Below are 13,954 nucleotides of genomic sequence, written 5' to 3' on the forward strand. Positions count from 1 at the left end.
AAAAAATCATGCGTCCAGCTAACCTCCTCCCGGCCGCCATGGCTACTCTTGCCTTATTCCTGGCCTGCAACCGCCCGCAAACCGCCGACCCGCTCGCCGAAGCCCGGCAAGCCATCACCGCCAGTAATGCCATCTATTTCAAAAGCTTCGCAAACAACGACTCATCTATCTTCCTCGACCGCTATGCAGCGGACTGCCGGATCATGGCGCCCAACAGCGCGCCGTTCATAGGCCGGGAAGGCGCCGAGACCTTCTTCCGGGTGGCGTATGATAAGTTCGGCCTGCGTAACGGCAGGTTCATCATCACGGACATTTATGGTGACGGCAAAGAATACGTTACGGAGGAAGGCGTCTGGCAATCCTTCGACCGCGACGGTAAGCTTTTTGACAATGGGAAATGTCTTGTTCTATGGAAGAAGACGTCGGAAGGCTGGAAGATGTTCCGCGACAGCTTCAGCAGCGATCGGGAGCAATAGGCGTAGCGATTCTTAGCGAGCCGCAAATGGTTTTTTGCGAGCCTCACATCAGTTTAGCGAGCCTTAAAGAGGTTTTGCGAGCCGCAAAAAGATGGGAAACCGCCCTTTTTTCATAACGTCTCCGCCCCAATTTTTTTTCAGCGCGGCCGCGACCAACTCCACGGGGTCATGCCCCTTCGCTTGCTGGTAATGCTTCACCGCGCTCCAGGTGCCGATATAGCCGATCAAATGCTCAAAACTCCACTCCACCTCATTCTCGAAAACGGGCGCCGCCAGATCGGTATAGGGAAAGGGAATGGTCCGGTATTGTTGATCGATGTACCGCCGTTCGCGATCCCAGAAGGGCCCTATTACGTCCCGGTAGAAGTCGTCCAGGACGGCATCCACCGCCGGCGAGAAGCGAACGAGGTCATAACCGATCACCGCCAGCACGCCGCCGGGCTGCATCGTCCGGTTCACCTCGCGGTAGAAGGCGTCGAAATCGAACCAATGGATGGCCTGGGCGACCGTGATCAGATGGAAACAAGTATCCGGGAAAGAAGTCTTTTCCGCGGGCTGCACCGAATACCCGATCTGCGGATGCGCGATGGCACTTGCGAGCTGTGACGCGCTGATGTCCGTTGCGTCCACCCGGGCGAACGACTCCGCCAGCGTCACCGCTACCTGTCCGTTGCCCGTGCCGCAATCCCAGGCCCGCTCGCGGTGTGGGACGAGAGACAAGAGAAACTCGAACAGGTCGGGCGGGTAGGCCGGGCGAAACTGCGCGTACTTATCCGAGCCGCTGGAGAAGTTATCTTTCATCTCCAAATATACCGCGAATCGGGGGGAAGGGGGTGAGACCGGCTAATCCAGGAGGCCGAACCGGCGGTGCGGCTAATCCAGGAGAAGGAAGGGGCGACGCATCACGACCCGCACCTTTCGTCCCCGTGGCACGACCCGGGGATGAACATAGATCATCAGGAGAATAAACAACGGTATCCCGGCATAGACCACGGTGTCGCCCCAGATGGCGGGGAAGACATCGATCTTCGCGTCCCCGGGATCGGCCACCTGGTAGCGCACCGGGATCGCATCCCCTTCGTGAAAAGGCAGATTGCCCGTCCCGTTGAACCAGATCGTATCTCTGCCCAAGGGGAACCAGCAGACCGAATAGTCCAGTTGTATCTGGTCGCCCGCCTCCCCCATTCCTCTGAAGGAATATACCCCGGCCGTATGCCGCGAATGCAGCAGCCACCAGCCCTTACTGGCCACGAACGGCATTGCGAACAGGAGCGCCAGCAGCAGGAACAACCGGATCTTGGTGAATCGGATCATCGGGGTCCGAATCATGGTGAATTGGATCATGGGGAATGAGGTATTCTCCACGAATATACATAAGAAAACAATGCATCCAAAACCTACTTAATTCTTTCCTTTTCCTCCCCGCCCTTTCGGCCTTTCGCGGCGATCACAGCCCCGTGCCCCAGGCTATAGGTCCGGTAAGCCAAACGCGCGATCCGGGCGATGACCTGTTCGCGGGTTTCCTCGTTCGCGGCCGCGTCGGCGACGAAGACTACGATCAGCAGGTGCTCCTTTCGCGCATTCGGGAGGGTGATGATGCCCACGTCATTGGTTGCGGCGGTGATCCCGGCGGCATTGGTGTTACTGGTGCCGGTCTTATGCGCCACGCGGGTCCCGGGTGGCAGGAGATGCACGATCCGCATCGGTCCGGTGGTGGTAGCCTCCATCATCTGCAGGAGTACCTCTCTGCTCCCCGCCGAAAGCGTCCCGCCCCGGTACAGGATCCTCAACAATTGGATCATCGCCGCCGGCGTACTCCAGTTGCGATATTGAACCTCCCATGCCCGGGCCTGTTCGTCTTCGGTCGTTTGGATGGAGATATCCTTCACCCCCAATCCCGTGATGTATGCCTGCACTTTTTCAGGGCCGCCCACGAGGCGGAACAGGACATCGCAGCCCGCATTGTCGCTTTGGCTTACCGTAAAGCGGAGGATCTCCTTCAGGGGAAGATCCACGTCCTGGCCTTTGTATCTATCGCGCAGCGGACTATACAGCTTCGCCGGCCAATCCTTTTTACCGATATGGATCTTTTTATCCAGGGAGAGTTGACCGAGGTCCACTTTATGAAGGACGAACATGGCCAACGGGAATTTATAGACGCTTTGCATTGGGAAATGCATTTGCGCGTTAAGGCCGTTGAACGTGTTGATCCCTGATGAAACCGGGTCGGTCAACTCAAGGGCGACGCCTACCCTGCCTTTCGCTTCCCTGGCGATGATCGTCAGCGAGTCGGTCAGTTGTCGATCCTGCGCCCTCCCTATAAGAGTCGATGCGAGCGCTGCCGATATGAGAATAGAGTGTTTTATTTGTTTGTTCATGTAGTTATTTATCGTACTGTCCTGTCGAATGCGGCTGTCAGCACCTCGCCGTTCCGCCGCACCTGCACCCAGATGCGATAGGCTCCGGGCTGCGGGAAGGTATAGGGAAAGCTCACCCTATTCTCCATTTTCATCTCACCCGTGCTGGCCGCCGACCTTTTCATCGCACCCGCAGGGTCCGCCGGCGTTTGCATCGCACCCGCGCTGTCCGCGGGCATTTTCATCTGCCGCATCAGCCAATCCTCGCGATCCGGCTCCTTCATCCCACGCAGCCGGTCCACCAGCCTGTCGATGCTGTCGCTGAACGCGCGTGCCTGGGGCAGCCGGTATTCGTTCTCCGTCTGGCCGATCCGCGTGATCAGTCCTTCCTGTGCCGCAACCGAGTAGGTGCCTACGGGGTGAAGATGGTTATAGGTGCTGCCGTCGTCTTTGATGATCGCCGCATGCGCCATCATCCCGAGATAGGGCTCAAGCGCTGCAGGTTTTCCGTTCTCATCCTGTACCGCAAACGACAGGCTATACAACTGCCCTGCTTCCAGGTCGCTTGCCGCGGCGTCTTCCGCGACCATCGTCGAGCCATCCTTCATCCGGACTCCTTCGCCCGGCTTCCCGCAAACGATCGCCTCCCGGTCTCTTTCTCTGCCGGCCACCGGTGTGGAGGCGGGAAGTGCAAACGCATAGGCATCATCCGGGTCGGTGTGATGCAAACTGTCTACGAGATCCTGACCGATGTCAAACGTGTCCTGTATCGTCTCGGCGAAACCGGAGAGATTGACGATATCGGCAAAGGCGAGATAACGTCCCCGGGGCAGCGGCGGTAATATCGTTCGAAAGGTAGCGGTATTCACCCGGACGGGATGCAGGTGGGCGAAGGCATCCATCGCGGGTATCCGGACGACGAAAAGATGCATCAGCTTACCGTGATCGGGGATGATATACGGCAACCAGCCCTTTCGCTGCGCCCCGGCCGTGTCGAGCTCGATGGTCAGGGCATTGACCCCGTTGTCCGACCGCAGCTGATAGGTCGCGTGCATGGGCCGGTACATGAACTGCCGGTACCGGGCTGCCCAATGCTGCCACCAGGCGTTTCCACCAAAGACGATCAGCGAAGAAAAAAGCGCGGCCACGATCATCGCAACCCGCTTCGACCGCCGGCGTCCGGCGCCCACTTCCTCCCCCCTGCGGGTAACGCCATCGGCTACGCTTGAGCCGACGATGGTCAGCAGGAGCACGAAGAGCAGGATCCCCAGTCCCGCCAGGATGTAGCCTGTCGCGGCCGGCAGTTTCTTTTGCGCCGTAGAAACCGCCACGATCGGCACGACCAGATCGCCGCTTCCAAGACTGCCGCTGACATGCAGCAGGATGCTCGAAGAGCCGTCATTCATCAGCCAAACGATTCCCTTGTATTGACCGGGCTGACCGGCCACCGCCGCCAGCCTGTCTGGGGATGGTGCCCCGTTGCGGCCTGAATAAAAGAAGATCGGTTGAGCGGACACGGTGACCGTCCCGCCGTTCTGGAGGAATACCGTCACCTGCGCGGTGCCGGGGATGACATCCGGCGGTTTCACGCTCACCAATAAACGATAAGGTCCGGCGGTTCCCTCCATCGACACATCGGGATTGCCGACATGCGCGGCCAATGGACCCCAGGAAAGTGACAGTAAGACCAGCAACCCGATCAATTTCTTCATACGCGAAAGTTAACGTTGAATAGTTTGCATCCACCGGCCCCAGCGAAGACTGATGCGGGCAAAAATCCAGCCCAGCACCACGGCGACGCTCAACCCCTGCAGCAATGCCGGCAAGGGCGAGAGATCACCCGGCCGGAACTTATAACGGAAGGGGGCATTCGGGGATAGTCCAAAATAGTAGGTATCGGCTGTGAAGAACCAGTTGCGGGCATGGGGCGACTCCTGCAGAAAGCCGCTCAGCGGATACTGTACGGCAAACAGCAACCCGACAAAGGCGAGGCTCAGCCAAAAGGCTTTGAGCCAATCGTTTGCTTTATTCCGTTGCAGGATCAGGTCCATGGCCATCGCCGGGATGATCACCAGTGCGGGAAAGTTGGCCGGCTGGAAATGGGTGAGATGGGTAAGGATCGGCCCCAGTTTCGGCTCCGCGGGAAACAGCGGGAGGATCCAGTTGCAACCGCCTACCAGCAGGAAATAGCCGCCGGTTACCGCCGTCATCCCCCATTTCATGCGTAACGCGCGGCCAAAAGCAGGCAGCAGCAACAGGCTGGCCATCGCTGCGACGACATAGAAAGTGGCGCTTCTCATCGCCCGGACATGCAGATAGTCGGTGAGCAGGGTGTAGAGCATGGTCAGCAGGCTCAGCGCGCTGATCACAAAAAGAGTTTGCAGCAGGGCCCGCCGTTTTGTATCGGGCCCATCGGGCTGATCCGCATTCAGAAATTTACAGATGCTTACACAGGCGCCGAGCTGCAAACAGATCATCCCCATGGCGAGCAGCGTATGTGGCGGTGAAAGGATCGTTACGTCGAGTCCGTAGGCGTTATGCCACCAGTCATCGAACGGCGCCGAGGTCAGCATGGCGATGGCGCCCCAAATGCAAAAAAGGCTGCCCAGCGGACTGTAGAAAATGCCCCAGACCCGGATATCCGTCGCTTTGGCGGCTTCTTTCCGAAAGAACGAGTTGTACAGCACCTGGATACCCGAGAAGAGACCGGCGAAAATGGCCCCGAGATAGATGAGGATATGGGGTGGGGAGAGAAACTTATCCCGGCCGATGGTCCGGTGCCAGGAGATATCCCATAGGATGCCGACGATCGTCAGCAGGGACGCCAGCGATACGGCGTAGATGGAAAGCGGGATGGATGACCTGCGGGATAAGGCTCTGGGCTGTGTCACGGCAGGCGAAGACGACAGCGGAGAAGGAATCGTTAGGGACATAAGATGACGGTTCTGTCATCAAATATATATAAAAAAAGCCGCCCAGGACGGGCGGCTTCGGTCTATATTCAGGGGGTAAAAAGGGGCTTAGCTATTCAGTACCCTGGACTGGCTCAGGTACTTTTTCGAAGGATAGTAAATAAACCAGCAGCTGCCGTTCTTTACTACCGGGATGATCTGCGTGGTCATCTCCGTGGGAATGGCCGGGCATCCAAAGGTGGTACCCATCACTCCGTATTTTTTCAGGATGCGCTTGCTTACATAACCTGCGCCATGGATCACCACCGCACGCTTCAGGGCGTTGTTGTTAAAACCCTGGTCGACACCATTGATCCGCAGGGAGATCCCGTTGATGCCCGTATAGGTTCCCGTGGTAACATAAAACCCCAGGCTGCTCTTACAGGATTCCATCTGGTTCGAAAAGGAAGTGGCATATTCTTCGCCGGAATTGATCCCGTGGGCGACAAAGGTTCTATATAACATCCGGCGGTTGCGTACATCGATCACATACAGCCGCTGATTGCTCGAAGACTGGCTGAAATCACAGATCGAAAGGATATTCGTCTTACGCAACAGACCTTTTTTCTTCAACTTGTAGTAGCCGGTCCACGCATACATAAAGGCCTTGCGGCTCAAACCGGAATCTTCCAAATCCATCTCATCATAGATGCTCGACGCCGTGGCGACGATCATCCGCATCTCAGCCTTTTTTGCTTCGGCTTCGGCGCTGGCCTGACGGTTCTTTTCCATCGACCGGCTGTGGGCGATGATAGAGGAAGTAGAGATTCGAATACTGGCGTGCACCCGGAAGGAAGAGAGTGAAAAAATTACCATGACTAGGAAGAGTCTGGTTTTGGGGGTAGGGTTACACTTTTTCATGACTACGGATTTGAGATATAAGGTCCAACCGCCATACCAGAATTCAAACGATTGTTTCTCAGTCTGGTACCGGTGTGCCAAAGTCGGGATTTTTCCAGGATCGGGAAGGGCGGTGCTTTTTTGGGAAAATGCGCTCAAAAAAGGTATAAAAATCAGGAAGAAACCTCTCCTGGGGAATTTCCTTCCCATCGCCGCTCCTGCCTGCACTGGCATACAATTTTACCCGATACTATAATGAAGGCTTTCTTTTTACGCATCGATACTATTTATCGCTTTACCCTCCGGTTCTTCCGGGAAGCCTTCGTCCCACCCTACGAATACAAAGCGGTATGGAATCAATTCTTTGAAGTGGGGATCCGTTCGCTATCCATTATCACGCTGACCGGGTTTATCACCGGGCTCGTATTTACGAAACAGTCCCGCTCCTCCCTCGCCGAGTTTGGCGCCACTTCCTGGCTTCCGTCCCTGATGGCCATCGCCATCATCCGCGCGTTGGCGCCGCTGGTGACCGCGCTGATCATCGCCGGGAAAGTGGGATCCAATATCGGAGCGGAGCTGGGATCGATGAAAGTGACCGAACAGATAGAAGCCATGGAGGTCTCGTCCACCAATCCATTTAAATTCCTGGTGGTAAGCCGGATCCTCGCAACGACCTGCATCGTGCCGGTACTGGCGATCTATATGGGGTTCGTCGGGATGCTGGGAGCTTTTCTGAACGTCTACCGCAATGAACAGACCAGCTTCACCTCCTTCTTTCAGGCCGCCTTTGTACGGATCAACTTCATCGATATCTATGTCTTGGTGGCTAAATCGGCCATCTATGGCTTTACCATCGGGCTTACCGGCTGTTTCAACGGGTATAACGCCGACCAGGGAACGGTGGGAGTCGGCCGCGCGGCCAACACCTCGGTGGTGGTATCCATGTTCCTGATATTCGTCGAAGAGATGATCATCGTCACACTGGTTAACAACTATTTGAAATGACCGACAACGCCGACCATACCCCCGTCATCCGCACCCGCAACCTCCGTAAGTCCTTTGGTCCGCTGGAAGTACTGAAGGGTGTCGATCTCGATGTCTGCAAGGGAGAGAACGTGGTGGTGCTGGGGCGCAGCGGAAGCGGCAAATCGGTTCTTATCAGGATCATCGCCGGTCTGCTCTCCCCTGATACGGGTTCGGTGGAGGTGTTGGGCAACGACATCGGAGCGCTGGATATCCGGCAGCTGCGTACGCTGCGTACCCGCATCGGGTTCTCCTTCCAGAGCAGCGCGCTCTATGACGGGATGAACGTCCGCGCCAACCTGGAATTTCCGCTGGTCCGCAACAAACGGCATCTGAGCCGCAAAGAGATCGACGCGGCCGTCGCGCAGGTGCTGGACGATGTCGGGCTTTCAGCGACGATCGACCAGATGCCGGCCGAGCTTTCCGGCGGTCAGAAAAAACGGATCGGCATCGCCCGCACCCTGATCCTGCAGCCGGAGATCATGCTTTATGACGAACCCACGGCCGGCCTCGATCCGGTAACCAGTGTCGATATCAACGAGCTGATCAACGAAGTGCAGCATCGTTATAACACGAGCTCGGTCATCATCACGCACGATCTCACCTGTGCAAAGGCCACGGGCAATCGGATCGTGATGTTGTCGGAAGGCCGTTTTCTTCGCCAGGGCAGCTTTGAAGAGGTATTCGACACGACCGACCCGCGGATAAAGGATTTTTATAAATATAACTTCATCGAAAAGGCATGAACGAAATAAACGCATCAAAAAGACTGGCCGTAGGGATCTTTATCGTCCTCGGCCTGGTGATCCTGATCGCCGCGGTGTTCACCATCGGCGGCCAGCACAAGGCTTTTGTAAAAAGCGTCCGTGTCCACATCCTGTTCGACGATGTGCAGGGATTGCAACCCGGCAATAATGTCTGGCTGTCGGGGATGAAGGTCGGCACGGTCAAATCGATCGATTTCTATCACAACAGCCAGGTTGCCGTGACGCTCAACATCGAAAAGAAGGCCCAGCCGCATATCGCCGCCGACGCCAGGGCGCGGATCAGCACGGACGGACTCATCGGTAACAAGATCGTGGTCATCAGCGGCGGCACCGACAACGGAAAAGTCATCGCCGACAACGACAGCCTTCGCAGCGAACATCTGGCAGGTACGCAGGAGATGTTCGCCACGCTGCAGGCCAGCAATGCCAATCTCCTCGAGATCACCGGCAATCTCAAAACGATCACCCGGCGGCTAAGCGATGGAGAGGGGACCCTTGGACGACTCATCAACGATCCGGCCATCGCCGATCACCTCCGCTCATCGATCGATCATCTCCGCACCGCCGCCGCCAATGGCGAAACCCTTGTCGCCAATCTCGAAGACTTCTCCGCCCGGCTCAAACAACCCGATGGTCTCGCCAGCCAGCTGGCTACCGATACTACAGTCTTTAACCGGATAAAGGGAGCCGTTGCCCGGCTCAATCAGGCTGCGGCGGAAGCGGGCGCCTTCACCTCTTCGCTAAAGGAAGCCGGTGAGGGTTTGAACAATAAGAACTCCCCGGCGGGCACGCTGCTGCATGACGAAGATGCCGGGGCCGATCTGCAGCGAACGTTAAAGAACCTCCGCATCAGCAGTAAGGAACTCAGCGACGACCTCGAGGCGATTCAGCATAATTTTCTGCTGCGCGGTTTTTTTCGCAAGCGGGAGAAAGAAGGAAAGCAATAACGCTGGGGAATATTTACCTCATCGGCCATGGCATCTGTTTTGTCTCTTCTTCCCAGTGAAACCATTTCATCAAAAGATCGGCGCATGGTATCGGGACGGCGCCACCGAATTCATCGTCTGGGCGCCGCTGGCAAAAAGCGTCGACCTCGTCCTGGGAGAAGCGCGCCACCCCTTGCATTCCGACACCGGCTATTGGAACATAACCCTCCCCGTTAGTCCGGGAGACCGGTATGGCTTTAGCATCGACGGTGGAAAGACCCTGGCCGACCCCGCCAGTTTCAGCCAGCCCGATGGCGTGCATGGAAGGTCTGCCGTGGTCAACCGCGATCTCAACTGGAAGGACGATGGCTGGCAGGGGTTATCGCTGAGTAATGCGGTGATCTACGAACTGCATACCGGCGCCTTCTCCCCGACCCATGACTTCGATGGGGTCATCGAGCGGCTCGACTATCTGCAGCAGCTGGGCATCAATGCCATCGAGCTGATGCCCCTGGCGCAGTTCCCCGGCGACCGCAACTGGGGTTATGATGGGGTTTATCCTTTTGCCGTCCAGCATTCTTATGGAGGCGTCGATGCCTTCCGCCGGCTCGTGGATGCCGCGCATGGCCGGAACATCGCCGTTATTGTCGACGTGGTCTATAACCACCTCGGCCCCGAGGGCAGCGGCCTGCATCATTTTGGACCTTATTTTACGGATCGATACAAAACGCCCTGGGGCAGCGCGTTGAATTTCGACGGGCCCTGGTCGGACGGCGTGCGCAATTTTTTTCTGCAGAATGCCCGGATGTGGCTCGAGGAGTATCATGCCGACGGGCTGCGGCTCGATGCGGTGCATGCGATCGTGGATCCCAGCGCCATCCCTTTTATCCAGCAGCTTCGCGAACTGGCAACGGATATCGGCAAACAAACCGGCCGCCGCAAGCTGGTCATCGCCGAAATGGACCTCAACGATCCCCGGTTTATCAACCCACCCGCAAAAGGCGGCTATGGGTTGGACGGTCAATGGAACGACGAGTTCCATCACGCCCTGCGCGCCCTGCTGACGGGAGATACCCGCTCGTACTACGAAGACTTTGGCCAGCTGGCCCATCTCGAAAAAGCCTTCCGGCATACCTATGTCTATGACGGCGTCTATTCCCCGCACCGGAAACGGACCTTTGGCGGCCACGCCGACAACAATCCCTATGATCAATTCGTCGTCTTCGCCCAAAACCACGACCAGGTGGGTAACCAGGCAAGGGGCGAACGCCTGGGCGCCTGGCTGAATATGGAACAGCTGAAGCTCGCAGCGGCCACGGTCCTGCTCTCGCCTTATACGCCGCTGCTGTTTATGGGCGAGGAATATGGCGAGGCGCACCCCTTTCAATACTTTACCCAATTCAGTGACCCGCACCTGATCGACTCCATCCGCAAGGGAAGGGCCGCCGAGTTTGCCGGCTTCGACGACGGCTCTCCCCTACCCGATCCGCAGGCCGATGCCACCTTCGAAGAGAGTGTACTGGCCTGGTGGCAGACGGCCGAAGACCCCGGAGACACCCTGCTGAAATACTACCAGCAGCTTATCCGCCTTCGTCAAACGCGGCCGGCCCTGCAGGGCCGCACCCGGGATACGATGATCGTCCACCCGGGCATCCGTCAGACCCTGGCCATCGAACGAAAGATCCTCAACGACCATGTCTTTATCTGGCTTCACTTCGGGGACCAGCCGGTCGTCCATGATAACATCACCTGGCAGCATCTGACAAAGATCTTCGACTCGGCCGATGCCTGCTGGCATGGCCCCGGCGCCACCGCCGCCATCGATCTGCCTTCCGGCGCTCCGATCCGGATCGCCCCGCATTCCGTCGTCGTTTACGAAAAGAAAACCTGAGCCTATGTTCCTTCCCACCGCCACCTACCGGATCCAGTTGAACGATCAGTTTACCCTCACGGACCTCGAGGCCATACTCCCCTACCTGCACGACCTGGGGATCACCGCGATCTATGCCTCGCCGCTGACCACCGCCATCAAGGGCAGCCAGCATGGCTATGATGTCATCGACCCGCTGGTGCTCAGCGTCGAGATCGGCACGGAAGAACAATGGCATCGGCTAACCCTGACCCGTAAACGGCTGGGCATCGGCTGGATCCAGGATATCGTTCCCAATCACATGGCCTACGAGCAGAACAACCCCTGGCTTTATGACGTCCTGCAGCGGGGCGGGGACAGTCGCTACTACGACTGGTTTGATATCTTTACCGAACATCCTGTCCAACTCCCCGGACAGCGCCTGATGGCACCCTTTCTCGGGCAGACCCTCACCGAGTGTCTGCGGAAAGGAGAGCTGAGTCTGCAATTCACTTCCCGGGGTTTTGTCATCCGATATTTCAATACGGATCTTCCCGTCGCCATCCCGCTCTATCGCTGGATCCTCACCGTCGCGGAAGGTTGTCCCGCCGACGGGCTGTCCTCGCTCGACGCGCTCGAAAAAGCGGTAACCGCCGATGCGGAGGTGTGGACCGCCGTCCTGAAGGAATGGCTGCAATGGGTGGACGCCAATGCCGGGTTCCGCGGCTTTATCGCCAATCGGACCGGTTTTGTCAATCATCGTGTCCATCTCCTCGAATCCCTGCTGCAAAATCAGGCGTACGTGCTGACGCATTACCGCCTCGCCTCGACCCATATCAACTACCGCCGTTTTTTTACGGTCAACAGCCTCATCTGTCTCCACATGGAGAAGGAAGCCGTATTCACGGCCTGGCATGCGACCGTCCACCGCTGGCATCGACAAGGGTGGATCGACGGGCTGCGCGTCGACCATATCGATGGGCTCGCCGACCCCAAAAAATATTTCGGGCGGCTGAAGCGGCTCTTTGGCGAAGACTGTTATGTCATTGTCGAAAAGATCCTCAGCCGGGGTGAGACGCTGCCGGAAGACTGGCCGGTGCAGGGTACGACGGGGTATGATTTTCTGGCCGACGTGAGTCAACTGCTGACCGATGCCGATGGCAGCCGGGAGTTGCTCGCGTTCTACCGGGAGAAGGTGATCGATCCCGGTGATTATGAAGAGCTCGTCTACCGGCGCAAGCATGGCTATCTGATGCGGAACATGGGCGGCGAATGGGAGAACCTCCTGCATGGCCTGCTCGCCCTCCCGGAGATCCAGGCGGCCAAACCGGATAAGGAACGGATAAAACAGGCCCTGGGCATCTGGATGGCTTCCTTCCCCACCTACCGGGCTTATCCGGATGCCGACGGGCTGAGTGAGGCCGATGGCGAGATGTTCAGCAGTAGCCTCGACCGCGCCCGGCAATACGCGCCGGAGCTGGCCCCCGAGCTGAACCTTTTTGCCACGCTTGGCGAAAACGAACCCGCCCTTTGTTTTCTGCGCCGGCTGATGCAGTTTACCGGCCCGCTCGCCGCCAAGGGCATCGAAGACACCGTCTTTTACGTCTATAACCCCTATATCGCCCATTGCGAGGTAGGCGACTCACCCGCTATCCCGGGCATCGGCACAGAAGAGTTCCACCGCCGGATGCAGCGGCGACTGGCCACCCAACGCCATTCCCTCAATGCGACGAGCACCCACGATACTAAGCGCGGCGAGGACGCCCGTATCCGGCTCAGCTATCTCAGCGCCATTCCCCGGGAATGGACAAGCGCCGTCACCGGCTGGAGGCAGATGAACCGTCGCCTGGTGGTTGCCGTCAACGGCCGGCCGGCCCCCACGCCAAACGATGAATACCTGATCTACCAGGCCCTGCTTGGCGCCTGGCCCGATGATGGCCATGTCACCGAAGCGTTTCGCCAGCGATTTGCGGGCTACCTGACCAAGGCGTTGCGGGAAGCGGATACCGAAACTCATTATACCGATCCTGATGAAGCTTACGAAGGACAATGTCAGGGCTTCGTCGCCGCGATCCTTCAACAAGGGTCCTTATTTCTCGAATCGTTTGTTCCTTTTGCCCGGAGCGTGTTGCGCCGCAGTTCCGTCTACTGTTTGTCGCAGCAGCTGTTGAAGCTAACGGCCCCGGGTGTCCCCGATATCTATCAGGGCGCCGAGGAATGGGAGACGAGCCTGGTGGATCCCGACAATCGCCGGCCCGTGGATTACGAGGGGCGTGCCGCGTTACTCGCGGGGCTGCGGGCGGCCGGGGCGGTCAGTTGCGCGGCCGCGTGTCAGTATGCCCGCGACCATTGGCAGTCGGGCGCCGAAAAAATGTATACGGTTTGGCGAGGTTTAGGAGTTCGCAACCATGTGCAGGAGGTATTCGCCAATGGCGAGTATCTTCCGCTGAGCACCGACGGGCCGCTGCTCGCGTATCTGCGGCGGTATGAGGGGGATTGGGTACTCGTTGCGGTGCCGTTGATCCGGCGTGAGACGATCTTTCCTTCGCCGGTGTCGATTATGCTCCCGGCTGAAGCGCCGGGTCGCTGGACCGATGCTTTCACCGGGGAAACGCTCCAGGCCACCGGGACAGACACGCGCTCTGGCTCGCGGGTCCTCGCCTGGCCGCGGGGACTTACGGCCTGGCCTGTGGTCCTGGCGACCGCGCGATAGTGTATCTTTAGCTCAAATCACCGACCATGTCCCTGCTCGTCCTCGTCCGTCA

The 13,954-nt window shown here is 58.0% G+C and carries 12 protein-coding genes; 6 read left to right on the top strand and 6 right to left on the bottom strand.

Annotated elements, in window-relative coordinates; genetic code table 11:
• Positions 1-8 precede the first annotated feature (8 nt).
• Positions 9-476 (top strand): nuclear transport factor 2 family protein, encoded by a 468-nt coding sequence (locus tag VGM48_RS14305; RefSeq protein ID WP_331580219.1) that lies wholly within the window; start codon positions 9-11, stop codon positions 474-476.
• Positions 477-539: 63 nt separating this feature from the next.
• Here VGM48_RS14305 and VGM48_RS14310 read toward each other — a convergent pair whose 3' ends face one another.
• The 6 genes from VGM48_RS14310 to VGM48_RS14335 all read right to left on the bottom strand — a co-directional run bounded on the left by VGM48_RS14310 (position 540) and on the right by VGM48_RS14335 (position 6,645).
• On the bottom strand, positions 540-1,277 hold the full coding sequence (locus tag VGM48_RS14310; RefSeq protein ID WP_331580221.1) for a class I SAM-dependent methyltransferase: 738 nt from the start codon (positions 1,275-1,277) through the stop codon (positions 540-542).
• Between the two features lie 72 nt (positions 1,278-1,349).
• Complete coding sequence (locus VGM48_RS14315) at positions 1,350-1,820, bottom strand: hypothetical protein (RefSeq protein ID WP_331580223.1); 471 nt, start codon at positions 1,818-1,820, stop codon at positions 1,350-1,352.
• A 53-nt stretch (positions 1,821-1,873) separates the two neighbouring features.
• Positions 1,874-2,854, bottom strand: coding sequence for a class A beta-lactamase (bla, locus tag VGM48_RS14320; protein ID WP_331580225.1), 981 nt, complete (start codon positions 2,852-2,854; stop codon positions 1,874-1,876).
• 8 nt (positions 2,855-2,862) lie between these two features.
• Positions 2,863-4,545: a hypothetical protein gene (locus VGM48_RS14325; protein WP_331580227.1), complete on the bottom strand. Its 1,683-nt coding sequence runs from the start codon at positions 4,543-4,545 to the stop codon at positions 2,863-2,865.
• A 9-nt stretch (positions 4,546-4,554) separates the two neighbouring features.
• Positions 4,555-5,766, bottom strand: a complete 1,212-nt coding sequence (locus VGM48_RS14330) for a hypothetical protein (protein WP_331580228.1) — start codon at positions 5,764-5,766, stop codon at positions 4,555-4,557.
• An 87-nt stretch (positions 5,767-5,853) separates the two neighbouring features.
• Positions 5,854-6,645, bottom strand: a complete 792-nt coding sequence (locus VGM48_RS14335; RefSeq protein WP_331580230.1) for a murein L,D-transpeptidase catalytic domain family protein — start codon at positions 6,643-6,645, stop codon at positions 5,854-5,856.
• 234 nt (positions 6,646-6,879) lie between these two features.
• Here VGM48_RS14335 and VGM48_RS14340 point away from each other — a divergent pair, with 234 nt between their 5' ends.
• Genes VGM48_RS14340 through treY form a run of 5 tightly spaced genes read left to right on the top strand, consistent with a single transcriptional unit; the run spans position 6,880 to position 13,902 of the window.
• Positions 6,880-7,629, top strand: a complete 750-nt coding sequence (locus tag VGM48_RS14340; RefSeq protein WP_331580232.1) for an ABC transporter permease — start codon at positions 6,880-6,882, stop codon at positions 7,627-7,629.
• A complete protein-coding gene (locus VGM48_RS14345; RefSeq protein ID WP_331580234.1) occupies positions 7,626-8,393 on the top strand; it encodes an ABC transporter ATP-binding protein in 768 nt (255 codons plus the stop codon). Before VGM48_RS14340 ends, VGM48_RS14345 begins: the two co-directional genes overlap by 4 nt.
• Positions 8,390-9,361, top strand: a complete 972-nt coding sequence (locus VGM48_RS14350; protein WP_331580236.1) for an MlaD family protein — start codon at positions 8,390-8,392, stop codon at positions 9,359-9,361. Before VGM48_RS14345 ends, VGM48_RS14350 begins: the two co-directional genes overlap by 4 nt.
• A gap of 55 nt (positions 9,362-9,416) precedes the next feature.
• Positions 9,417-11,231, top strand: coding sequence for a malto-oligosyltrehalose trehalohydrolase (treZ, locus tag VGM48_RS14355; RefSeq protein ID WP_331580238.1), 1,815 nt, complete (start codon positions 9,417-9,419; stop codon positions 11,229-11,231).
• Between the two features lie 4 nt (positions 11,232-11,235).
• Positions 11,236-13,902 carry a malto-oligosyltrehalose synthase gene (gene treY, locus VGM48_RS14360; protein ID WP_331580240.1) on the top strand — a complete coding sequence of 889 codons (2,667 nt, stop codon included), beginning with the start codon at positions 11,236-11,238 and terminating at the stop codon, positions 13,900-13,902.
• Positions 13,903-13,954: the final 52 nt, after the last annotated feature.

This window comes from Puia sp. (assembly GCF_036500295.1).
Taxonomy (GTDB): domain Bacteria; phylum Bacteroidota; class Bacteroidia; order Chitinophagales; family Chitinophagaceae; genus Puia.